Consider the following 24,254-nt stretch of genomic DNA (forward strand, 5'->3'; position numbering starts at 1 on the left):
TTCATATTTAATAAATTAATCCACTGGCACTAAAATGGCAATTGTAATGCATGAAGCCATTTGTTAATTAAAACCATTCAATTTCATGAAGATCGTAATCATAGGCGGGACAGGTCTGATCGGGTCGAACGTCGCACAAAAATTAGGCCGGCTTGGCCATACAGTCGTAGCGGGCTCGCCTTCTACGGGCATTAATACGCTCACAGGGGAAGGCGTAGCAGAAGCGCTCACCGGTGCCGACGTGGTGATCGACCTGGCCAATGCACCCGCTTTCGATGAGGCCACGGCGGTATCTTTTTTTGAAACGGCGGGGCATAACCTGCTGGCCGCGGAAAAAGAGGCAGGAACAAAGCATCACCTCGCATTATCTATCGTGGGTGTCGATGAGATGGGCGAGATGGGTTATATGCGGGCGAAGAAGGTCCAGGAAGACATTATCCGTGAATCGGGCGTGCCTTACACGATTATCCGCAGCACCCAGTTCCAGGAATTCGTTCCGGCCATCACCGGCGGTTCCACGCAGGGCAACGAGGTTCATGTTTCGAAAGTCGCATTCCAGCCCATCGCCGCGGAGGACGTTGCGGCGTTTGTAGCACAGTTTGCCCTGGGGGTACCTGCAAACGGCATAGAGGAAATCGCCGGCCCCGACCGTGGGTTCATGAGCACGTTCGTCGAGACCTATGTGAAGGAAACCGGCGACACGAAAGTGGTGATTCCGAACGACCGGAATGAGTACTTCGGCGCGGTTATACCGCAGGCCGCGTTGGCACCGAAGGGCGAGGCGCATCTGGGCAAAATCCGGTTCGAACAATTTATCGAATCTTCCTTGGTGAAGTAGCCTGCGGCAACGTACAAAGCGGCTCTGTCCCGGTTGGGGCAGAGCCGCTTTGCGTTTCATTTATTTCTTTAAATGCCCTCACGATCTTCAAATAGCCCTTTTTGGGGGCTTCGTAACAATTATTTAATACGAAAGATTAACCGCATAGTAGTCCGTTCGGGAAACGGGCAAGTATCTTTTGTATACCGCGACAGTCAAACAGGATGTCAGTTTCAAGGGCTCATATATTGATTGAAAAGCTGATCAGCAACCGTCTTTCGGCGACGGAATTGTCTGAATTGCTTGCCGGCACGTACGATGAAACCGTACAGCAAGCTTATTCGGACGCGCTGGAAATGTATTTCAATCGGTTACTTACCGAAGAGTCGGGCAAACGATGTGCACTGCCAGATTAGAAGTGGTATAACGGAACGTATTTTATTACCTACTCGCCTAATACTAATACTATGAAACCCAAAGCTACGCTGAAAATGGCGGCACGATGTATGCTGGCCGCACTTTGTCTATCCGCGCCGGCGGCCGGCGCCCCAGCTGCCGGAGCTGGCAAAAATGCACTCTTCCCTGTTGCCGACAGGATCAAAGGAAAAGTAACTTCGGCCGTCGACGGTTCGCCGATCCCCGGAGTGAACGTGCTGGTGAAAGGTACCCAGCTCGGTACCACCACCGACGCAACGGGAAATTTCTCGCTCGACGTCGATTCTAAAAACGCAGTGCTCGTATTCTCGTATATCGGGTTCAATACCATCGAAATGCCGGTTGGCGGCAAGAGCGTCGTGGACGCTGTGCTCTCTGAAAACGTAGCCACTTTACAGGAAGCGGTTGTTACCGCCTTGGGTATCAAACGTGACACACGCTCGTTGGGTTATAATGTGGGGAAAATTGAAGGTCGTGAAGTTGCCAATGTTGCCAACGAAAACGTGCTGACCTCCCTCTCCGGCCGTGTTTCCGGGGTTTCCATCAATCAGACCAGCGGTGTCGGCTCGTCGATCAGCATTGTTATCCGAGGTGCCGCTTCTTTGAAAAACAACCAGCCACTGTTTGTGGTCGACGGGGTTCCGCTGGCCAACAGCCTTGCCAACGTCAGCGAAAAGGGAAGTGGTAACAAGGTCGATTACGGTAATGCAATTTCCGACATTAACCCCGACGACATCGAAAGCATGTCGGTACTGAAAGGGCCTAGCGCTGCTGCATTGTATGGTTCGCGTGCTGGTAACGGGGTGATTCTGATCACGACGAAATCGGGCAAGAAAGGCAAAGGTCTCGGCGTTTCGTTCTCAACTTCCAATGTATTCGAAAAGCCTTACCGCTACCTCGATTTGCACTACAAACATGCCAATGGCGAGCGCGCGTTTCAGTTGGACGAGTCCTCGGCCTACTGGGGTGGTTTGCCACTGGATGCAGGCATCAAGGAGGTGCAATGGAATGCGCCGCTCGACGCAGAAGGCAAGCCGATCGCTACCGAGCTGAAATCGTACAAGAACAATATGAAGAACTTCCTTCAAACAGGAATTACTTCAACAAACAACCTGACCGTTTCCGGTTCAACGGACAAGGCAACCTACCGCATATCGTATAATAATATGAGCAACCGCGGTTTGATCCCGAATTCGGATTTGTACCGCAATGCATTGAGCTCGGCTTTGACTTTCGATATGTCGAAGAATTTGAAACTGAGTACCAATCTCAACTTCGTTCGCTCGAACTCCAACAGCCGTCCGCAAACCTCGGAACGCGACGGTAACCCGTTGCAGGCCGTTTACTATTCGCCGAGCTATGACATCCGCGATCTGAAAGGTGTATGGAAGCCGGGCCGCGAAGAGATCGAACAGCTGACGGTAGCACCAGGCGAAACCGACAACCCTTATTTTCTCGCGAAACACCTCACGAATGCCTACGTTCGCGATCGCCTGTACGGGAACCTGAAACTCGACTGGACGATCGTGCCGGGCCTGACAGCGTTCGTGCGTTACTCGCATGACATGTACGACGAAGACCGCGAAACCAAAATTCCATGGAGCTACAAAAGCATGTCCAAGGGCGGATATTACCTGGAAAATGTTGGCCGTAACGAAGGCAATGCCGACTTCCTCGTGACGAAGAACATCAAGACCAACGATTTCGATATCAATATTTCCGGTGGTGGTAATATCATGACACAGAAAGGAAACAGCTCCAACCTTGGAGGTCGCGACCTTTCGGTGCCGGGTCTTTACAATATTTCCAACATCCCGGTGGCAAACCGTGTGGTAGGTAACGGCAGTTTCAAAAAATCGATTTACAGTTTGTATGCACTGGGTTCTTTTGGTTTCAAAAACCAGCTTTATCTCGACCTTACGGCGCGTAACGACTGGTCGAGCACATTGCCCGCGTCGAACCGTTCGTATTTCTATCCTTCGGCATCTCTTAGCTGGCTGGCGAGCACGACATTCAACATGCCATCGTACATTTCAATGCTGAAACTTCGCGGAGGCTGGGCACAAGTGGGTAACGACACCGATCCTTACCAATTGTACCCCAATCTGGGAACCGGTAACTGGGGGAACCTCGTAACCGCAAACCTGGGCGGAACACTTCTGAACCCGACATTGCTGCCGGAGATCGCAACCTCAACCGAAGGAGGTATCGATCTGAACATGTTCAACAACCGTCTGCGTTTTGATCTGACTTATTATGACCGCGCCAATACCAACCAGATTTTCAGCGTTCCAATGGCTCCTTCAACAGGCTACGAAAGCAAGAACATCAATGCAGGTAAACTCGTGAGCCGCGGCCTTGAAATCGGTATCGGTGGTACGCCTATCAGCAACCTCAATGGCTGGACGCTCGATGTGAATGCCAATTTCAGCCGCAACCGCGTGACTGTAAAAGAATTAGCGCCTAACTTCCCGTATTTCGAACAGTGGGGTGAAAACGGCGCTGGTGCGTACACCTATGTAGGCGAGCAGATCGGCAACATTTACAGCCGTGGTTTCGCAACGGTTACTGACCAGAATTCGCCCTACTACCGCTGGCCGATCATTGCATATGATGGCGAAGGCGGCGATATGGACTGGCAGTCGCTGGGTGGCCGCGAGAATAATATCAAGGTTGGTAACTATAACCCCGACTTCATGGTGGGCGGCCAGGTTAACCTCTCTTACAAACGTTTCTCGCTCGGTTTGAGCCTCGACTGGCGCCAGGGCGGTGAATTTATGTCGTTCACCTATCGCTATGGCGAATCCGACTGGAAATCGCAGCGCCAGCTCGACAACCTGATCCCGGGCAGCCTTTATTCACCAGATCAGCTCGTTGCATTGCTGAAATCGGATCCTGAAAAATACATTATCCCGCAAAACGGAAACTTCCCGCGGGTAGGAGGGCACACAGCTGCAACCGGCGGTTTCGGAACTGATGGCGACGGTGCATTCATCCCGGGCGTTTGGGAAGACAAAGACGGTAACTACCACGAATGGCTTGGCGGTGCGGGCACTCAATACATGCCGATCACAGCCCTGTATCCTTGGAGCTTCAACCAGCAGGTGACCTTCGATGCGTCGTTTGTCAAACTGCGTGAAATTACATTGACCTACAAAATCCCGACGCTGTTCAATGCGGTACGTAATGCGAGCCTGTCGCTGTACACCCGGAACATTATGCTCTGGAACGCAGCGAAGATCGGTATCGATCCCGAGCGTGCTTTCTGGGCTGATCCAAACAAGGGTGGTTTCCGCCAGGGTATCGAGCGCCAGAACGTGATGCCGTGGACAATTCCATTCGGTTTCAAGCTCAATTTCGATTTCTGATCAATTCTTGAAAATTCAAAGCGATGAAAATTTTTAAATATATCCCCAAAGTCGTTTTCATATTGGCTGTCCTGGTTGCTTCCTCCTGTAAGGAAAGCCTCACGGAAATCAATGAAAACCCGAATGGCGTCGATCCGAACACCGCCAATCCGAACTTACTTATGCCGACCGTCATGACGGGCGTGGGCACGCAATACCTGAAACTGGGCTACGGTCGCATTGCCGGCGTGGTGCAGCACACACAGGAAGATGCCTGGAAAGACGGTTTCAATGATTACAACTGGACCGAGGAAGACGACGAGTGGAAAGCATGGTATGGCTTTCTCCGTAACAACGACCTGCTCTACAAAAGATCGGTAGCAATGGGCTTCACCTTCCACCAGGGGGTGGCACTGACGATGAAAGCATTCATTTTCGGCACCATTACCGACCTGTGGGGCGATGCGCCCTATACCAACGCTTTGAAAGGCGACCAGGGCGAAATGCTGCCTGCATTCGACAGCCAGGAAGTGATTTACAAAGGTATTATCGAAGATTTGAAACAGGCTTCGTCGCTGTTCGCTACCGCTGATGTTTCAACCTATGCGCCTGGTTATGATGTATTTTACAACGGCGATAAACTGAAATGGCAGAAGTTTGCCAACTCACTGCTGCTGCGTTACTATATGCGGGTATCTTCAAAACTGCCTGACGTTGCAAAAGCAGGAATTGAGCAGATATACACCTCGGGTATTTATCTGAAAGAAGCTTCCGACGATGCTGTGATGGACTACATCGGCGCAGCTTCCGGCGACTCGTGGCCAACTGCCATTGCCTTTGACGTGAGCCAATCGAACTGGCGCAGAAGGAGACCTGCCGCTGCATTGCTGAACACGATGGCTGCCAGCAACGACCCGCGCATGAAAGTGTGGTTCCAGCCTGTGCACGTACGCTGGGTATCGGACGCGACGCTGAAAACGGGTATGGATGAATTTATCCGTAAAGATGGCGTAATCCAGAACGGCGTGAAATCGCTTACCGAGCAGGAATTGCGCGAGCAGATTACGGCAGGTCGTAAATTCACCCGCCACTTCAATCCTGCACTTTATAAGCCAACCCGCGCCGAATTGTTCAACGGGCCGCTGAATACAGGTGAATATGTAGGTATTCCGGCCGGTATGATCGACCCGACCTATTACAACGAGAACCCCACGACCGGCCAGCAGGTGCAGAACCAGCACGCGTCGCAGTTGAGCTATGCGTATCAGAATTCCAAGGGCGGCTTTCTGAAAGCCCGTCTGGCATCTGCCGCTGAAACCGCGTTTATCCTTGCCGAAGCGGCGCAGAAAGGATGGGCTGCGGGCGGTGCGGAAGCGCATTACAATAATGGTATCAAACAATCACTGCAAACCTGGGGCGTGGCCGATCAGTTCGACGCCTATGTGAAAGCCGTTGCCTATAAAGGAACATTGGCCCAGATCATGGAGCAGAAATGGATCGCCAGCTGGACGGCGTCTACCGAAGCCTGGTTCGATTACCGCCGTACCGCATTGCCGGCACTGGCGCCGGGCCTGGCACCTGCTTCACGTGCGTTGCCGCTCCGTTTTATTTACAGCAACAACGAGATGAACAACAATGGCAGCAACGTTCGGAGTGCGATCGACAAGCTGGAAGAAACCAATTTCTCGGGCCCACGCAAGAAAAACAGCCAATGGTCGAAGCCATGGCTGGTGCAGGGAACGGGTAAACCGTGGTAGAATGTACTCCCGAACTCCGGTTGAAACAATTTCATCCCTTGTTTCCTGTTGTTCGCCCCACGGTAATGGTTGTTTGCCCCATACCATCGAATTAATTATGCTCAATTCGCAGAGTTTGGCGTAATTGCTGGTGACAATGAATAATCCAGCACCCGTTTTTGAAAGCGGCCTTTTTCGGAAGGTCGCTTTCTTTTTTTATTTCAAACCGAACCTGTGGCATCATTGCCGGGCGCGAGGCCACTATCATTTTTGAAAAATACAAGTAAACACTCGATTGTTCATCCTTTATATAAAAGTTAATTATATAATTAAACTAAATATCGGCGTAATGAAGGCATCCTGTTGTTATTTTGCTTTAATCTTTTCGTGCTTATACCTTTCCGGCTCCCAGGCAAATGCGCAGCCGGATATTTGGCTCGACCGTTTGAAAGGCCAACTCGTAACATTGGATTCGGCCGATCTTGCGGGGGATGGTAATGTGCGCATTGCGAGCAAGGCCGTCGGCAGGGACTTTCAGGTATTAGGAATAGGGGAGCAGTCGCACGGTACTTCGGAGTTCTTTGCAGCCCGGCTACTGTTGATCAAAGCACTTTCCGCTGATCATACGCTCACGAAAATAGGACTGGAAGCGCCCATGGCCGAAGTGGAAAAGTTAAATGACTATTTACGCGACGGTAACGGCGATTTGAAGGGGATTCTGCGTTCGTTCAGGTTGTATAGCTATGAATGCCAGGAATTTGTAGACTTGGTAGAGAGCGTCGGTCGGATCGGTAAGGCGCGCGGGAAGCATCTCCGTTTTTTTGGTTTTGATATGCAAAGCCCGTTTCAGTCACTGCAAAATCTGCGCGAATCCGGCGTGACCAGCGAGGTCTCAGACTCTTTGAAAAGCCTTCTGCATTATTATGAGCTGCTTAATAATGAGGTTTACAATCACAATTTCAATAAGGCAGATTTTGCGGAAATAACAACGCTGAGCGATCAGGTTCTGGGCAAACTCGCGGGAGCTGCTCCGACTGATGCGCTCGTCAGAAAGAGCATTCGTAACTACCGGCAATTCTTGTTGCTCAACGATCCCGGATACGCGAATGCGCAGGATGCACAATCGGAAATAAGGGATTCTTTAATGGCAGAGAACGTGCTGGCGGAAATAGAACCGGGTAAAAAGATGATCATTCTGGCACATAACGCGCATTTGCAGCGAACCCCGAACATCTTTTCGAAAAGTGTCGGTTTGTTTTTGTCACAAAAACTGGGAGCGGACTATAAATGCATTGGACTAACGACCGCACATGGTTCTTACACCGCCTTCAACCCGAAGGTGGGCCACATTACTGATAAAAACAAAGTATTCGCCGGGGATAGTACAACATGGGAATATCATTTTTCGAAAGTTGATCAAGCTGTATTCCTTTTCAAAACATCCGGCTTAAAGCAAAAACAAAATCTCCGGCTGCCAGGCCGGTACCGGTTGCTGGTGTACGGCGTGTCCGATAATCAGTTTTTCGATGGTAACCTCCTCGATGATGTTGACTATGTTCTTCACCTGAGGCAGACATCCGGCAATCACAGCTTCTACCTCAAATAGGTACTTTCAATAATTTATGCTTGTGTAGATAAATTGTATAAAAAAGGGATTTTGACGCATGTGCGTACCCGTGCATGAGGTGTGCGGGTTGGAAAATAGTCGGATTGGGTACAAGGGCACAAAAGAAAAACAGCATATTACTTTCGGCAAAAGTCAATGGCAGGCAACCGCTCCGTGCCTGCATCTGCATCTGCCTTCGGTATTGATTCGCTCAGCGGGAAATGGCAGCTCATCAACCACACGAAACATGCACGAGAGCCTCGCAGAATGGCCGGTGTTGCCGTTAATTTGCACGAAGAGATTCTTCGTGGATTTGGTTGAATTTATAAAGTAGTACTACTGAAAAACAAATAGTTATAGGGAGTGTAAAATGCGGAAAAAAGGGTTACATTGAATATTCAGAAATGAAAAACTGACCCAATCAATCCACCTCTATATGTGTTTGTTGAAGTATCGCTGCGTCCTCGTAGTAGTACTACTGGTGCAGCAATTAACTAACGTTACGGCCCAGCATAATAGGGCTTACAACCTTTATCTCAAAAGTGGTACGATTGTACCATTGCCCACACTTGAACTCCCTGCTTTGCAACCGGGAGGCACGTTCCGGCTCGCTGGTAGTGACGAAATTAAATTTGTAATAATCCAATTTTTCAATATTCCTGACGAAGCTGCGGTCCGTCAGTTGAATAGTGCCGGGATTACCTTGCTCGACTACATCCCGGAGAACGCCTACACGGCTACGGTGCACGGTCAGCCCGACCGGAATGCATTACAGCTTGCCGGAGCCAGGGCCGTGGTGGAACTGGAACCGGAGCAGAAGATCCATCCCGCATTGCTGGGGCCTGATCTTCCCGCTCACGCCTTGCGAGAAGCCGGGAAAATCGATGTGCGGATCAGCTACATAAAGGACTTGGCGCCCACCGACCTGTTGAATGGCCTAGACAGCCTTCGTGCCCGGTTGCTATCCGATGATTTGAGCGCCTACCAGGTTATTGAAGCGAGGGTGCCCATTGAAGAACTGCCGGCGGTGGCAGGTCTGCCGTGGGTTCAGTACATCGAAGCGGTGCCGCCCCCGGAAGAGCTCCTCAATGACAAAAGTGAAGCCGCGACCCGGGCGAGTGTGCTGACATCGGCATTGCCCGGCCAGCGGCAGCTTAATGGCGAGGGAGTGGTGATTGGCATCGGCGACAGCGGAAACCTGCTGGAACACATTGATATAAGCACCAGGCTTCTCAGCTATGATCTGGAAGCCAGCTACTGGCATGGCGTGCACGTTGCCGGCACGGCTGCGGGCGGGGGCATTATGAATGAAAAATACAAAGGATATGCACCAAAGGCGTCGATCGTGAAGCGTGCCACTTCCGAAATATGGAAGCAGGCCTCCACGCTCGTGCGCGATTTTGGGATGGTAGTGACCAACAATTCCTACGGCGGCAGCGTATGCCCGGACTATGGTGCGTATACCGTCGACTCGTACATCCTTGATCGCCAGGCGAGCGACCTTCCCAACCTGCAACACGTGTTCGCTGCCGGCAACAGCGGTCTGGAAGCTCCTTGCGAAGGCGTAACCGCGGGCTTCGGCAATATTATCGGAGGGAGTATTTCCGCAAAGAACGTGATCAGTACGGGACGCACAGGGGCGACCGGCCTCATTGCGCTTACATCCAGTAAAGGGCCAACCCAGGACGGACGTATTAAGCCGGAAATCATCGCACCCGGCACATCGATTACGTCCACACTTCCCGGCAACACCTATCAGGGAGCTTCCGGAACGAGCATGGCAGCTCCTGCCGTGGTCGGTGGACTCGCATTGCTGTATCAGCGATACAAGCAACTCCATGGCGGAAACAACCCCAAGAACATGCTGATGAAAGCGTTGCTTTGCAATGGAGCCACCGATAAGGGACTGGCAGGGCCGGATTTTAACTATGGATTTGGGGTGATGAACTTGCTGCGGTCGGTCTCCATGCTCGAAAAAGGGCAATATTTCAATGGCAGGCTTGCCCATCAGGCAAAGGATGGTTTCGAGATATCCGTGCCACCGAACACCGCGCTGGTCAAAATCATGCTGTACTGGAACGATGCAGCCCCCGCGCTGCTCACCGGGAAAAATAGTTTGGTTAATGACCTGGATCTGAGAGTGGTACGACTGGGCAATGCAGAGATATTGCCCTCGTTTCCCAGGGCGGCGCAACCGCTTGCAGCCGCCGCGGCCGGTGTAGACACTGTCAATAATATCGAGCAGATCGTCCTGGAAGGCCCAGCAGCGGGGACTTACATAGTGAATGTATCGGGCACTAAGGTGCCGAGCGGGCCTCAGGAATATTTCCTCGTATACGATATAATCGAAACTTCCGCTATCCTGGCTTTTCCCGCTGGCGGTGAGCATTTCACGAAAGGCGATTTAGTCGATATTTCCTGGGATAGTTATGGCAATTCGGCCAGCACCTTTTCCGTATCCTATACGATGAATGACGGCGTTTCATGGACAAACCTTAATCCCGCGGTGGCTGCCGGTACAAACCAGCTCAGCTGGACGGTTCCCGATGCAACCACGACAACGGCTAAAGTCCGCATTGTACAGAACAGCACCGGGGTTGTTAAGGAAAGTGCAGCGTTTGCCGTCATGGGCGTTCCGGTCATCTCTTTATCGACAAACCAATGCGAAAGTTACGCAGCGGTGCAGTGGACGGCCGTAAGTGGCGCTACCGACTATGAGGTTATGCGCCTTCAAGGTAACGAAATGCGCCCGGTAGCGGTAACCAGCGAGCTAAAATACGTGCTCAGCAGTCTCTCCCGGGATTCAACCTATTACATTTCCGTAAGGCCGCGAAACAACGGCGTGCCGGGCAGAAGAGCAGTGGCTATCAGCCGTAAACCCGACTCCGGTACTTGCCAGGGTGTTATTTCAGACGGCGACCTGGCTGTCGATGCGATCGTTTCTCCTTCGAAATCGGGCAGGTTGCTCACCTCCATCAGCCTTGGCGAATTCCAGGAAGTAAAAGTGCGGCTCAGAAACCTCGACGACCAGCCGGTGATACAATCATTTCAGATTGGGTATGCTGTGGGAAACGCGGCAATGCACTGGGAAACGGTGAATACAGATATCGAAGCCAACAATTATCTGGTTTACACCTTCCTCGCACCTATCGATATGCGCAATGCGGGAGCGTATCCGCTTACGGTGTTGGTGAAGCTGGAAGGCGACCAGGTTGCAGCCAATAACCAGCAATCGGTTGTGATCCGCCAGCTTGCCAATGCGCCTGTAAGCCTTCCTTTTGCCGATGATCTCGAATCGCTGCAAAACGTGGAAATAAATGCGAACACGATGGGCGCTGGAGGCGGTGAGCGATACGATTTCTCCCAGGAGCGCGATCTCGGCAGGTTAAGGACCGCCGCGGGTTTGGCTTATTCGGGAACAAAAGGATTCACGGTGGATGCCAACAACCAGACCAACTCGGAGTACCCGACCTACCTGGACGCCACTTTCAATCTCGCAGCGTATCACGCCGACAGGGACGAGATCCGTTTATCGTTCCGGTACCGGCTGTACGCTACGACCTCGCCTGCCTGGCCGCTGCACGTATACGTACGGGCGAAGGATACCGACCCCTGGATACCGGCATTGGAAAGCAGTATTGTTCCTTATTTTACCAAAAACAACAAGTACTGGCTGATGTCGGTGGAAATAAGTGATCTGCTGAAACGTAACGGGAAGGATTTTTCAACCAGCTTCCAGGTGAGGTGGGAGCAGAGTTTCCGGTACCCTACACAAACGGACGGCTCGACGATCGACGATATCCGCCTCTACACAACCACGAGCGATCTGGAAGTTACAAGGGTCAATGCGCTGGCAATCCCTTCCTGCGATGCCGACGGCTTTCAGGAATATAGTGTTCTGATCAAAAATAATGGTACTGAGGATTGTTACCGGGTGCCTTTCGATGCGCTGATCAACGATGAACTCGCGCATCAGGGCTACGTGCCGGTGGTCCGTGCAGGTGCTGATACACTTTTCAGTTTCAGCTTTTCTTCAAACCAATACCTCAGCAGCGACCGGAACGTAAAGGTCGCGGTCAAAAAAGCATTCGACTTGAACGCAGGAAATGACTTTTCTGCCACCCTTGCCAGGGCTGCGCAGGTGATTTCCGAGTTCCCGTACCTCGAAGACTTTGAAAATGGCCAGGGCGGATGGTATTTAACCGAACCGGGGCCGTTATGGACATTTGGCACGCCCAATACCGGTAAAGTAGTGGAAGCGGCAAGCGGCCATCATGCATGGGCGACCAACCTGAGTGGCAATCGCGGGAGTGATGTCGTATCATATTTGTATTCGCCCTGCTTCGCCATGAATGGAATGGTCCAGCCGTCGCTGAGTTTCAGCGCGTCCATCGATCTGGCAGCTTGTGCAGGCGGCCGCTGCGACGTAGCCTATGTGGAATATAATGTAAGCGGAAATACCTGGATGCGCCTGGGTGGGGTCAACAGCGGGACCAACTGGTACAATGCAAGTCAGGAGAGTGCGGATGTATGGAACGTCCAGGACTATACCCGTTGGCATGTGGCAACAGTGCCGATACCCAACTATTTTCCGGGCGGGTATGTACGTTTCCGCTTTGTGATCAGGAGCAAATCAGCCGCAGGCCGGGCGGGTATCGCCATCGATGATATCCATATTTACGATTCGCTGGCGATGGTGTACACCAATGCGGCCCCGGATAATCCGACAGTTTTCGCGGATGTGCAGGGTAGCGACTGGGTGTCGTTCAGGTTGTACAATTCGGTGGTTGCGGCAATTAATCCGCATGGGCAGTCGCTGGGCCAGGTTTCGGTGAAGGCCTTTCTGGAAAACGGCATAACGCGGATAGCGAACAAGCAGTATTATCTGGGCAGGAGCTTTACAATATCGGCGTCGAATCCCGATTTTACCCAACCGGTAGACGTCCGGCTTTACATTACCGATGAAGAGTGCGAAAGGCTCATTGCGGTGTCCGGAAAGGCGGGTACTGTCAAACCGGGGTCGGCCTATGAGTTGGCTGTTTCCAAGTATTCGGGCAGCAATGAGGACGGTAATTTAGAGAACAACGGCAATACCGCGTGGACTTTCTATGCTAAAAGTGCGGTTCGAAAGGTGCCGTACGCGCAGGGATACTATCTGGAATTTACCACGAAAGGATTTTCAGAGTTCTGGTTCGCCAAAGACTTCCTCGGATCGGGGACGCCGTTGCCGGTGCGGCTGGCCAATTTTTCGGCGACACCCGTTGAAAACGCTACACTGCTTGAATGGCGCACGGCCGGAGAAGAGAACGTCAGCCATTTTGAAATACAGCGAAGCGCGGATGCACGGGCCTGGGCATCGCTGCCCGGGGAAATCCCAGCGATAGGAGAGGGCGGGCACATTTACAAGGCCAGGGATGCTTCTCCCTTAGCGGGCGTCAACTATTACCGGTTGAAAATGGTCGACTATGCGGCCGGTACGCCGGACCGGACTTTTGCTTACAGCCATATCGTTTCCGTCGATTTTGCAGCTACCGGCAATTCTCCGGTTGTTCTCTTCCCTAATCCGGCTACGGACAAGCTGTATATCCGGAGTGGAAACAGGCGCTTTTCGAAAGTTGAGCTACATGCCGCGTCAGGCACGCAGGTATACACTTCCGCTGAAAATCAGTCGGTGGTGGATGTAGCGAAACTGGTTTCCGGAATGCATTGGGTTACAATTGATTATGCCGACGGCTCCCGGAGCAGCCACAAGATTGTGATTGTGCATTGAATTAAATTAACAAAAATGTGACGATCGGTTACCTGAGATCTTGGCGATATGGTTTATTTGCAAAAAAAGACCTTACCTTCCATGAAGCACAATTTGATAGCGATCATCGCATTTCTCTTTACTTTTTCCGCATCCGCCCAGCAAATCAATACCACAGATCTCGACCGGCTTCTCGACACCCTGACCGTCCACAACAAATCCATGGCGAGCGTGTTGCTTATGCACAAGGGACAGAAGGTGTATGAGCGGGCGATCGGCTACGCGGTGATAGATAGCGCCCGCAGCGTGAAAGCGACGCCCGACACGCGTTACCGCATCGGGTCTATCACCAAAACTTTCACTGCGACGATGATCATGCAGCTGGTGGAAGAGAAGAAGCTTGCTTTGAATACACATTTGGATAAATATTTTCCCAACATCCCCAACGCAGGCCAGATCACGATCGAGATGATGCTGCGCCATCGGAGCGGCATCCACAATTTTACGGACGATGAGGCCTACTGGAAAACCCAGACAGCACCCCGGACGCGCACCGAAATGCTCGCTGTTTTTACAAACAACAAATCCGATTTCGTGCCCGGCTCCGAGACGAAATACAGCAACACCGGGTATATCCTGCTGGGGTACATCATCGAAGATATTACCAAGAAGTCCTATGAAAAGAACCTGCAAGAGCGCATTCTTTCACGTATTGGGCTGAAAAACACCCGATTTGGCGGGAAGATCGATCCGACACTGGGTGATGCTTATTCCTATACGTTTTCAAAGCGCTGGGAAAAGCGGGAAGAAACCGATCTGAGCCAACCGGAGGGTGCAGGGGCTATCGTTTCTACCCCGACGGATGTTGCAGCATTCATGAGCGCGCTTTTCAGTGGCAAGCTGGTGTCGCAGGAGAGCCTGAGCGAAATGACAAAAATCGTCGACATATTTGGAATGGGACTGGCGCCCACACCTTTTTACCAGAAAAAAGGTTTTGGCCATACCGGCGGCCTGGACGGTTTCCAGGCTGTGGTGGCCTATTACCCCGAGGATAGTCTTGCCGCAGCCGTCTTTTCCAATGGCGTAGATTACCCGCTGAACGACATCCTGATCGCCATGCTCAGCACGTACTACAAAATGCCCGTGACGATCCCGGACTTCAAGGCAACGCAGCTAAGCCCGGAAGAACTGGATCTGTACGCGGGTACTTATGCGAGCCAGCAGATTCCCCTGAAAATGACAATCACCCATTCCAATAACAAGCTGTTCGGACAGGCAACAGGCCAGCCCGCGTTCTTGCTGACGCCCGTCAAAAAGGACGTATTCAAGTTCGATGCTGCGGGCGTAATGATGGAATTCCGGCCCAAAATGCGTGAACTCACCATTACGCAGGCTGGACAAGCCTATCTGTTTACTAAGTGATCGGCGCTGAAATATGATAGGTATGTGAAATTTAGTATGTTAGCGAAACCCTTTGCTGTCAAACATCCGTCTATCCTATGTCGTCAACCAGCGAAACCACCAAAAAGGCGCTCCATGCGATGAGCGCCCTGCAAGATCTTGAACAGCTATTAGAAGACATCAAGAACAAACCGGCCAGTAAGACGCCGCCGGAGAGTTTACCTGCCGAACTACCTGTTACGGTCGAGGGGATCAGGAAACGACTTGAATTTCTTCTGGAAAAAACAAACAGCGATTTCCCTTATCTGAGCGGGGAACAGCAATTATCGGATCTGGCGAGGTTGGAAGGGAATATTGAAAACTATATAGGGATGTCGATGGTGCCGACGGGCATCATAGGGCCGGTGTCGGTGTTGGGGTCCATGGCAAAAGGCGATTTTTATGTGCCGCTGGCGACCAGCGAGGGCAGTTTGCTTGCATCGTACCATCGCGGCGCCAGGGCATGTTACCTGGCCGGTGGCGCAACGTCGGTATGCCTGATCGACGGCGTACAGCGGTCTCCGGTTTTCAAGTTTGATAATTTGGGTAACCTGGGCACTTTTTTGGTTTGGATATTGGGTCAAATCGAAGAATTTCGCAGCATTACTGAATCGGCCAGCCGCTATGCGAAGCTGATCGACCTGAAATCCAATGTCGAGGGCAACCACCTCATTCTTACATTCGAATATCACACAGGCGATGCCTCTGGCCAGAATATGGTCACGATCTGTACAAACGCCATTTGCCAGTATATTATCCAAAACGCGCCGGTACAGCCGCAATTCTGGTTCATAGAGAGTAATTTCTCGGGCGATAAAAAAGCTACTTCACAATCATTCGCGAATGTGAGGGGCAAGAAGATCACCGCCGAAATTACGCTCACGCAAAAAATCGTGAACAGCGTACTGAGAACGACCCCTGAGGCAATGGCCGAATATTGGCGGTCTTCTACAATCGGCACTATTCAAAGCGGTTCGATAGGAGCGCAGGGCCATTATGCGAACGGACTTACGGCATTGTTCATCGCCACGGGCCAGGACGTAGCGTGCGTTTCGGAAGCTTCCGTAGGCATTACCCGCATGGAGCTTACCGCCGATGGCGGCCTGTATGTGTCGGTGACCCTGCCCAACCTGATCGTCGGAACCGTGGGTGGGGGAACTTCGCTGCCCACGCAGAAGGAATGTCTCGAACTGCTAGGCTGTTATGGCGCTGGCAAAACCCGGAAGTTTGCCGAAATATGTGGAGCATTGGTCCTGGCAGGCGAAATATCCATCGCGGCCGCGCTATCGTCGGGTCAGTTTTCGGCGGCACACCAGAAATTCGGCAGGAAGAAATGAAGCTGCCGATCCAGGGAAATGCGTTCAGCAACGCGGAAGAGAACGGTGCACCGTTTTTCCGCAGGTTTTATATTTACCAAAAAGAGCGCTTTCCGTTGCTGGGGCACGGCTTGCTGGTGGCTGCATTCAGCTTTTCGGCTATTTCCTATTCGCGTATATGCCGGGGTGCCGACGGCTTCGTGGCTATCCGGACATTCGTGGTCGGTATTTTTACGACCATATCGCTTTTCCTGCTTGTCAGGATCTTCGACGAATTCAAAGATGCCGATGACGACGCCCGATTCCGCAAAGAGCTGCCGGTTCCTCGCGGGCTCATTACGTTTCGGGAGCTGGCCGTAATCGGCGTGGTGGTAGCCCTGGTGCAGATTGTCGTAAACCTGGTTTTCTTCCCGAAAATGCTTTGGATATATGCGGTGGTCGTCGGGTACCTTTTGCTGATGGGGAAAGAGTTTTTTGTGGCCGAATGGCTCAAAAAGCACCAGTTCTGGTATGTAACCTCGCATATGTTCATCATCCCGCTGGTCGATATTTACGCGAGCGGCCTCGATTGGCTTCTGGCCGGTGTGCAGGCGCCTGTGGGGTTGTTCTTCTTTTTCGCCGTGTCGTATATGAATGGTATTGTACTGGAAGTGGGCCGGAAAATCCGCGCGCCTGAACGGGAATCAGAAGGCGTGCTGACCTACACCTCGATGTTGGGAGTGCCCGGAGCCATCCGGCTTTGGCTTGCCGTGCTCACGGTAACCCTGTTGCTGAGTATTGCTGCATCGGTATTTGCGGGTTATGGAAATGGCGTGCTGGCGGTACTGATCATTGTATTTCTCATCTGTGCGCTCCCGGCGGCGTTTTTTCTAAGGAGCCGAAATGTGAAACTTTCAAAAATGATCGAATATGCATCGGCGGCCTGGACGATCGCGATGTATCTCACGTTGGGAGCCGGGCCTATGATCTCAAAATTGCTGTTCCATTGATGCATTTTATATCCGATACAGAGCCACAAAAAGCGGCTGGCGTCACGATTGGCGGCAAGGCCGAAAACCTGTTTCGTCTGAAAAGGTTCGGAATGCCTGTACCGCGCTTCGTCGTAATCCCCTGGGAAACGTTGCTCGCCGGTTTTTCGGAATCCGAAATGGTTGCTTGCCTGACGGATGCATTTGGTAACACCAGTCAGTTCGCCGTGCGTTCGTCGGCGACCGGCGAAGATGGCGAGGCATTTTCATTTGCGGGCCAGTTTGAAAGTTACTTGTCGGTGCGGCCCGATGAATTGGCCGGGCGGATCGAAGATGTCCGTCGGTCCGCATTTTCGGAGCGGGTAACTGCCTACCGGAAACATCACGGGCTTCCCGGGGTGAGTGGGGTGGCGGTGATTGTTCAGGAAATGGTCGATGCAGATGCGGCGGGTGTAGCATTCGGGGCAAACCCGCTGACGGGCAACCGGCATGAGAAAGTGATCAACGCTGTTTTCGGGCTGGGCGATGGGCTGGTTTCCGGCGAGCGCAATGCCGATCAGTTTGTTTTGAACGGGGTTGAAATACAATATATTCCATCCAATGACCAGGCTGAACCTGCGCTCACCGATGCGCAGATCTACCGGCTTGGCGAAATACTGGATACGCTTGCAAGGGAGCTAGGCCAGTCGCAGGACATTGAGTTCGCGGTCCGGAACGACGAGATTTATTTACTGCAAACCAGGCCTATCACGACATTAGCGGAAAGGCCGGCAGGTAACTACATTCTCTGGGACAATAGCAACATCGTTGAATCGTACCCGGGCGTAACCACCCCGCTGACGTTCTCTTTTATCAGCAAATCGTATGAGGTTGCATACAAGCTTTTCAGTGCTTATCTGGGAGTGAGCGAACCGGTTATCAGGAAAAATGAAAGAGTGTTTGCTAACACGCTCGGTTTCCTGAACGGACGGGTTTACTATAACCTTAAAACCTGGTATCATATGCTTGCGATGCTGCCCGGTTACAGCATCAATGCCCGGTATATGGAGAAAATGATGGGCGTAAAGGAGCAGTTCGATATCCCGGAATCCTACCGGTTGCCGAAGGGGAAGGCCTGGTGGAGCATTCTGAAAATGGCTGTGCAAATGCTATTCCGGTTCAAGGCCCTGCCGCGCAAACGGCGCGAATTTATGCAGCTCGTCGACAGCACGATCGCTGCGTACAAGGCCATCCCTTTTGCAGAAAAAAGTGCCGGCGAGCTCATGCAGCTGTACCTCGATTTTGAACAAAAACTATTGCTGGAATGGAAAGCCCCGCTGCTGAACGACTTCTTTGCCATGATTTGGTTCGGTATGCTCCAAAAGCAGTGCGAGCAGTTTACGGGCGGGAAGAATCCCAACCTGCATAACGACCTGCTATGCGGTAGCAACGATATAATCTCGGTCCAACCGGTACACCGCAGCATTGCTATCGCCGCACGGATTGCCGGGGCCCCTGCGTTGAAAAACCTGTTTTTGCGACAAAATGAACACCAGATCCACCAAACACTGCTCGCCAGTACCGACCCCGAATTCGCAGGGGTAAGCGCCGATATTGAGCGCTACATCGCCGATTTTGGCGAACGCTGCGTAGGTGAGCTGAAACTGGAAACGATCTCCTACGGTCAGGAACCGGCAAAGTTCATTAAAGTGCTGAAATCCTACGTGGAAACGGGCATTACCGGGGCGCAATTTTCAGGCGCAAGAGAAGATGTGATCCGTACGAATGCGGAGCAGGAAATAGCCAGGTGCTTGAAAGGCAAAACCTTGCAGCGGTGGAAAATGGGGCTCACGCTGCGCTACACGCGTGAGCTTGTGAGCGCCCGCGAGAACCTGCGCTACGAGCGCACACGGGCATTCGGGATTGTTCGGGAGATTTTTACATTTATCGGTAAACGGTTTTATACCGATGGCGTGCTCGGCAATGCAAGGGATATTTTTTACCTGACCAAAGAGGAAATTTTCGCGTATATCGAAGGCACGGCGGTTACGCAGGACGTCAAAGCGCTGGTTGCGCTCCGGCAAGAGGCATTTCAAACCTACACCCGGCGTGGCACGTTGTCAGAGCGATTTGCTACTTATGGTGTACCCTACCAGGGCAATGATTTTTTCAGTACCGATAGAATTGAAAAGCCGAAGGGTGATTTGAAGGGTATCGGATGTTCGCCCGGGAGGGTGACCGGCCGGGTGAGGGTGGTGCTGGACCCTGCGGAAGTACCTTCGCTGAATGGCGACATTCTCGTCGCGTCCAGCACTGATCCGGGCTGGGTCACGCTTTTCCCCGGCGCGCTGGGTATCATCGTCGAGCGCGGGAGTTTGCTGAGCCATTCGGCGATTGTTTCTCGCGAAATGGGCAAGCCTTGCATTGTAGGCGTAACCGGCTTGCTGAAAATGCTGAAAACGGGCGATGAAATCGAAATGGATGGCAGTACGGGCATAATCAGAATGATCGCACGATGACGAAAGAAGATTTAACGAAAAGGGTCAATTTTGAAATTATCCGGTATGCCAACTGCTGGGAGGACGCGGATATTCTGCTGGCCGGCCTTTCACCCGCGCCGGGCAGCCGGGTGTTGTCGATCGGTTCTGCCGGGGATAACAGTTTTTCCTTCCTGGCAACGGATCCCGAACTGGTCGTAGCCGTGGATATTAACCGTACCCAGCTTTTCCTGATCGAATTGAAGAAGGTTTGCATTCAAAACCTGGAATGGGAGGAGGCGCTGGCATTCCTTGGTTTTTTGCCTTCCGAAAACCGGGCGCATTGCTTCCATTCTTTGAAAAGCCAACTGGGCAGCGCCGCGCGAGCCTATTGGGAAACCAATCTTGCACTGATCGCGGACGGCGTCATTCATCAGGGAAAATTTGAGCGATATTTTCAACTGTTCAGTGGAAAAATACTTCCATGGATCCATTCAAAGCGGGTAGTGAATGTACTTTTCAAATGCAAAACAGAAGATGAACAGCTGCATTTTTATCAAAACAAATGGAATACCTGGCGCTGGCGGCTATTGTTCCGCATCTTTTTCAGCAGATATGTGATGGGGAAGTACGGGCGCGACCCCGAGTTTCAGAAACAGGTGCAAGGTTCTGTTTCAAAATTTATCTTCGAAAAGGCGTCCAGCCATCTTGCTTCGGTAGCCGCGCAGGACAATTATATTTTGAGATACACCCTCACAGGCGGCTTCGATGGCCTTTTGCCGCATTATCTTCAAAAAGAGCATTATCCGCTGATCCGAGCGAACCTGGGCCGGCTACATTTGAAGGAAGGCTTCGCGCAGGCTGCTATCGGGCATTACGGCAAATTTCACTGCATGAACCTCTCCGATATTTTTGAATACATGGATGCCGGTCTGTTCCGCGAAGCGGCCCGGACGCTCCTGGCAGGTACCGAAATGGGCGGAAGGCTCGGCTACTGGAACCTGATGGTGCCGCGCCGGATTTCCCAAATTTTGCCAGAAAGCGCCGAATATATGCAAACGGAAGCCGAACGTCTGACGGCGATCGATAAGGGCTTTTTTTATAAAGGGTTTATTGTCGATAAGGTAATCCGGTAATACGCCACATTGATTAGCTATGAAAGAAATCATCCCTCCGCTCATTCTTGCCTGCTGCTTCCTCGCGCTGTTCGGCGTTTCCGAATGGCTGTACCATGTCGGAAAGGTAAAGGCCGAATGGACACGTAAGATCGTACATATTGGTACCGGGTTGTTGACATTGCTTTTCCCGGTGGTGCTCGCCAGTCACTGGCAGGTACTGTTCCTCTGCGTCAGCTTCCTGGTAATTTTGCTGGTCAGTCTGAAATTCACCTGGCTGCCTTCCATTAATGCGATCGACCGTTTTTCCTACGGCAGTATTTTGTTTCCCGTCATCGTTTACGCGCTTTTTCTGGTATTTCAAATGGCGGGTAAGGGGTTGATCGTCTTCTACTTGCCGATCCTGATCCTTGCGATTTGCGACCCGGTGGCCGCGCTGGTCGGGAAGCGGTTTCCTTTCGGGAAGTATCAGGTTTTGGGGGGCGACAAATCAGTTACCGGCTCGCTCGCTTTCCTTGTGAGTGCATTGCTGGTGACGGCAGTCACGATTTTTGCATTCCATGATGTGACGTCGCGGATGCTGCTGATACTCCTGGTGCCAGCGATCGCAACAGTTGCGGAGGGATTGGGCGTCAAGGGAATGGATAACTTCACGATACCGGCAAGTGTTGTGTTAACCCTGTTGATGACATGATGATCACGATCACCGAAACCGACCCCGGCCACGCAGATTTTCATTTGTTTACGGAGCTGCCAAAGCGCATTTACCCCGCGGATAGCCTCCGTTTCAAAACACAGGACTCCATTCCAACCGACTTCCTGAGAGCGTGCTATTTGTTGAAAGATGGAGAAAATGTAGTGGCAAGGGCAAGTATTTATGACAATCCGCTCCTGCAATATGAGGGAGATCACGCTTTTTTGATTGGTAATTATGAGTGCGCCGACCGTGGGGAATATGCCACGGCGCTGTTGGCGCACGTTGTTTCCCGCGTAAAAACCTGGGGAGGCAAGTACCTGATCGGCCCCATGAATGGCAGTACCTGGGAGAGTTACCGCTTTCTCGCCGATCACGACAACCCGTTGTTTTTTACGGAGCCTTACCATCATTTGTATTACAATAAGCAGTTCGCGCAGGCAGGTTTTGAGACCATTGCACACTATTATAGCAATATCGACCGCGGTATAGTGCTTGATGCTCCCGAAATATTGGTCCGTGAGCGGGAGTTGCAGGCCCTGGGTGTGACCATCCGGCCGATTGACCTTGCAAATTTTGAAGCGGAAATCGTGCGGGTTTATGACTTTAACTTGCTGGCTTTCAAGACCAACTTTCTCTACACACCGATCAGCAGGGAGGCCTTCATGAAAAAGTATATGCAAACAAAGGCCTATATCAATCCGGAACTGACGCTGCTGGCGGAGGACGCGGAGGGTAACCTGGTCGGCTACTTTTTCTGTATCCATGATTTTTACAATACGGAAAGCAAGTGTTTGATCGTCAAGACCCTGGCTCGCCATCCCGGCGCGGAATGGAGAGGGCTGGGGCACGTGGTAGGGAATGTGATTTACCGCAAAGCTGTGGAACTAGGCTATACAAGCGCCATTCATTCGTTTATCTATGAGCAGGGCACGTCCACGAAGTTATCCACCCATTTCTCCGGATCCCATTACAGGGATTACCTATTGTATGGAAAACGTATCGCCTGACCGGTTCAACGTCGTCGACCTTTTTGGTGATGCGGCCCGTAGCACCCCGCGTAAAGCGGCGATCATCGACCACGACAGGACGATTACTTTCGGGGACCTTGAAAGAGCGGTAAACGAAACCGCGGCCCATTTCCTGGCCAGGGGCATCCGCAAAGGCGACCGCGTGCTGGTATTCGTACCCATGAGCGAGGACCTGTACCGTACCGTGCTGGCGCTTTTCAGGATCGGGGCCGTGGCGGTATTTCTTGATGAATGGGTGAGCGTCAAAAGGCTGGTTGCTTGTTGCCGGGTGGCTCAATGCGCTGCATTCATCGGCACATTTAAGGGACGTGTGCTCGCCCGCCTTTTGCCTGGTTTGCGATCAATTCCGCTGCATTTGGGCTTGAAGTATAATGTCTGCCGGGACATTCCGGCCTTTCCCGAAACTGGGAGGGACGATATCGCGCTCATTACTTTTACAACCGGCAGTACCGGCATTCCGAAAGCGGCGATACGGACGCATGGGTTACTTTTCGAGCAATTCCAGGCACTGATCCCACTGATCGAGCCGACTCCCGACGATGTTAGCATGCCGGTTTTGCCAATCGTTTTACTCATTAACCTGGGCGCGGGTGTAACGTCTGTAATCGCCGACTTTAATGCGCGCAAACCGGACGCGATGAAGCCGAAGAAAATTTTCGATCAGATTCACCGTTACAGAGTCACTTCGATCATCGCTTCGCCTTTTTTTGTCAAGCAATTGGCATTGTATTCGAGCAGTAATAGGTTGATTTTAAATACAATAAAAAAAATACGAACTGGCGGTGCTCCCGTTTTCCCCACGGAGGCGAAAAGCTACCGGGATGCATTCCCGCGTGCGGATATCGCGATTGTGTATGGCTCAACGGAGGCTGAGCCGATGAGCGCCATTTCGGCCGATGAACTGATCGTCTCCGAAACGAACAGGGGATTGAATGTAGGAAAAGTCGAACCCGGCGCGACGGTAAAAATCATTTTCATCAGCAACGATGCCATCACCGCGGTTGACGAAGATGCATTTGCAAAACTGGAAGTGCTACCCGGCACGATCGGTGAGATCATTGTCACAGGAAAGCATGTTTTGCGGGATTACCTGCACAATCCCGAAGCTTTAAAACGAAACAAGATTTTTGTAGGAACCAAATGCTGGCACCGCACAGGCGACAGCGGTTTTTGGGGCGACGATGGCAATCTCTACCTTACAGGCAGGTGCGCATCCCTTATCCGTACACCCAAAGGCCTGCTATCGACTTTCCTTTACGAAAACAGATTCCAGGCAATTGAAGGGGTGCTGATGGGCACGATTATGTTGTTGGGTGATCGACTCACGGCGATTATTGAGGTAAGCGACCCGTCCCGCGAGGCAGCTGTTAGATCGATGATGAAGGCATTGCCTGAGGCGTTCGCAGACATTGTCTTCGTATCCAAGGTGCCGAGAGACCCGCGGCACAACTCGAAGATCGACTATGAAAAGTTAAGGCTATTACTACTACGCAGAAGCTAAAAGCCGACCAGGATTGCTCCCGGCCGGCTTTTGTTCATGGTGA

The 24,254-nt window shown here is 51.9% G+C and carries 14 protein-coding genes; all 14 read left to right on the forward strand.

The window, feature by feature from the left end; all coding sequences use genetic code 11:
* Positions 1–85: 85 nt before the first annotated feature.
* The 14 genes from IEY24_RS04965 to IEY24_RS05030 all read left to right on the forward strand — a co-directional run bounded on the left by IEY24_RS04965 (position 86) and on the right by IEY24_RS05030 (position 24,211).
* Positions 86–838 carry an SDR family oxidoreductase gene (locus tag IEY24_RS04965; RefSeq protein ID WP_188929229.1) on the forward strand — a complete coding sequence of 251 codons (753 nt, stop codon included), beginning with the start codon at positions 86–88 and terminating at the stop codon, positions 836–838.
* A gap of 203 nt (positions 839–1,041) precedes the next feature.
* Complete coding sequence (locus IEY24_RS04970) at positions 1,042–1,233, forward strand: hypothetical protein (protein ID WP_188929230.1); 192 nt, start codon at positions 1,042–1,044, stop codon at positions 1,231–1,233.
* Between the two features lie 51 nt (positions 1,234–1,284).
* Positions 1,285–4,620, forward strand: coding sequence for a SusC/RagA family TonB-linked outer membrane protein (locus tag IEY24_RS04975; RefSeq protein ID WP_188929231.1), 3,336 nt, complete (start codon positions 1,285–1,287; stop codon positions 4,618–4,620).
* Between the two features lie 23 nt (positions 4,621–4,643).
* On the forward strand, positions 4,644–6,356 hold the full coding sequence (locus IEY24_RS04980) for a SusD/RagB family nutrient-binding outer membrane lipoprotein (RefSeq protein WP_188929232.1): 1,713 nt from the start codon (positions 4,644–4,646) through the stop codon (positions 6,354–6,356).
* Positions 6,357–6,684: 328 nt separating this feature from the next.
* A complete protein-coding gene (locus IEY24_RS04985; RefSeq protein ID WP_188929233.1) occupies positions 6,685–7,941 on the forward strand; it encodes an erythromycin esterase family protein in 1,257 nt (418 codons plus the stop codon).
* A 436-nt stretch (positions 7,942–8,377) separates the two neighbouring features.
* The gene (locus tag IEY24_RS04990; protein ID WP_188929235.1) at positions 8,378–13,711 is read left to right on the forward strand and encodes a S8 family serine peptidase; all 5,334 of its coding nucleotides are present in this window, start codon (positions 8,378–8,380) and stop codon (positions 13,709–13,711) included.
* A gap of 81 nt (positions 13,712–13,792) precedes the next feature.
* On the forward strand, positions 13,793–15,112 hold the full coding sequence (locus tag IEY24_RS04995; RefSeq protein ID WP_229221403.1) for a serine hydrolase domain-containing protein: 1,320 nt from the start codon (positions 13,793–13,795) through the stop codon (positions 15,110–15,112).
* A gap of 77 nt (positions 15,113–15,189) precedes the next feature.
* Entirely contained in the window at positions 15,190–16,467 is a 1,278-nt protein-coding gene (locus tag IEY24_RS05000; protein WP_188929239.1) for a hydroxymethylglutaryl-CoA reductase, read from the forward strand.
* Entirely contained in the window at positions 16,464–17,435 is a 972-nt protein-coding gene (locus IEY24_RS05005) for a UbiA prenyltransferase family protein (protein ID WP_188929241.1), read from the forward strand. The genes IEY24_RS05000 and IEY24_RS05005 overlap by 4 nt, the downstream gene beginning before the upstream one ends.
* The gene (locus IEY24_RS05010; RefSeq protein WP_188929243.1) at positions 17,435–19,912 is read left to right on the forward strand and encodes a PEP/pyruvate-binding domain-containing protein; all 2,478 of its coding nucleotides are present in this window, start codon (positions 17,435–17,437) and stop codon (positions 19,910–19,912) included. Before IEY24_RS05005 ends, IEY24_RS05010 begins: the two co-directional genes overlap by 1 nt.
* Complete coding sequence (locus IEY24_RS05015) at positions 19,909–21,006, forward strand: DUF3419 family protein (protein ID WP_188929245.1); 1,098 nt, start codon at positions 19,909–19,911, stop codon at positions 21,004–21,006. The genes IEY24_RS05010 and IEY24_RS05015 overlap by 4 nt, the downstream gene beginning before the upstream one ends.
* 19 nt (positions 21,007–21,025) lie before the next feature.
* Positions 21,026–21,679: a diacylglycerol/polyprenol kinase family protein gene (locus tag IEY24_RS05020; protein WP_188929247.1), complete on the forward strand. Its 654-nt coding sequence runs from the start codon at positions 21,026–21,028 to the stop codon at positions 21,677–21,679.
* Positions 21,676–22,689 carry a hypothetical protein gene (locus tag IEY24_RS05025; protein ID WP_188929249.1) on the forward strand — a complete coding sequence of 338 codons (1,014 nt, stop codon included), beginning with the start codon at positions 21,676–21,678 and terminating at the stop codon, positions 22,687–22,689. Before IEY24_RS05020 ends, IEY24_RS05025 begins: the two co-directional genes overlap by 4 nt.
* Entirely contained in the window at positions 22,670–24,211 is a 1,542-nt protein-coding gene (locus IEY24_RS05030; protein WP_188929250.1) for an AMP-binding protein, read from the forward strand. The genes IEY24_RS05025 and IEY24_RS05030 overlap by 20 nt, the downstream gene beginning before the upstream one ends.
* The last annotated feature ends 43 nt before the right edge of the window (positions 24,212–24,254 follow it).

This window comes from Dyadobacter endophyticus (genome assembly GCF_014641595.1).
GTDB classification, from domain to species: Bacteria; Bacteroidota; Bacteroidia; order Cytophagales; family Spirosomataceae; genus Dyadobacter; species Dyadobacter endophyticus.

What these genes read in the sequence shown, in the direction of transcription:
- IEY24_RS04965 (WP_188929229.1), top strand. Translation starts at nt 86, where the DNA reads ATGAAGATCGTAATCATAGGCGGGACAGGTCTGATCGGGTCGAACGTC.
- IEY24_RS04970 (WP_188929230.1), top strand. Translation starts at nt 1,042, where the DNA reads ATGTCAGTTTCAAGGGCTCATATATTGATTGAAAAGCTGATCAGCAAC.
- IEY24_RS04975 (WP_188929231.1), top strand. Translation starts at nt 1,285, where the DNA reads ATGAAACCCAAAGCTACGCTGAAAATGGCGGCACGATGTATGCTGGCC.
- IEY24_RS04980 (WP_188929232.1), top strand. Translation starts at nt 4,644, where the DNA reads ATGAAAATTTTTAAATATATCCCCAAAGTCGTTTTCATATTGGCTGTC.
- IEY24_RS04985 (WP_188929233.1), top strand. Translation starts at nt 6,685, where the DNA reads ATGAAGGCATCCTGTTGTTATTTTGCTTTAATCTTTTCGTGCTTATAC.
- IEY24_RS04990 (WP_188929235.1), top strand. Translation starts at nt 8,378, where the DNA reads ATGTGTTTGTTGAAGTATCGCTGCGTCCTCGTAGTAGTACTACTGGTG.
- IEY24_RS04995 (WP_229221403.1), top strand. Translation starts at nt 13,793, where the DNA reads ATGAAGCACAATTTGATAGCGATCATCGCATTTCTCTTTACTTTTTCC.
- IEY24_RS05000 (WP_188929239.1), top strand. Translation starts at nt 15,190, where the DNA reads ATGTCGTCAACCAGCGAAACCACCAAAAAGGCGCTCCATGCGATGAGC.
- IEY24_RS05005 (WP_188929241.1), top strand. Translation starts at nt 16,464, where the DNA reads ATGAAGCTGCCGATCCAGGGAAATGCGTTCAGCAACGCGGAAGAGAAC.
- IEY24_RS05010 (WP_188929243.1), top strand. Translation starts at nt 17,435, where the DNA reads ATGCATTTTATATCCGATACAGAGCCACAAAAAGCGGCTGGCGTCACG.
- IEY24_RS05015 (WP_188929245.1), top strand. Translation starts at nt 19,909, where the DNA reads ATGACGAAAGAAGATTTAACGAAAAGGGTCAATTTTGAAATTATCCGG.
- IEY24_RS05020 (WP_188929247.1), top strand. Translation starts at nt 21,026, where the DNA reads ATGAAAGAAATCATCCCTCCGCTCATTCTTGCCTGCTGCTTCCTCGCG.
- IEY24_RS05025 (WP_188929249.1), top strand. Translation starts at nt 21,676, where the DNA reads ATGATGATCACGATCACCGAAACCGACCCCGGCCACGCAGATTTTCAT.
- IEY24_RS05030 (WP_188929250.1), top strand. Translation starts at nt 22,670, where the DNA reads ATGGAAAACGTATCGCCTGACCGGTTCAACGTCGTCGACCTTTTTGGT.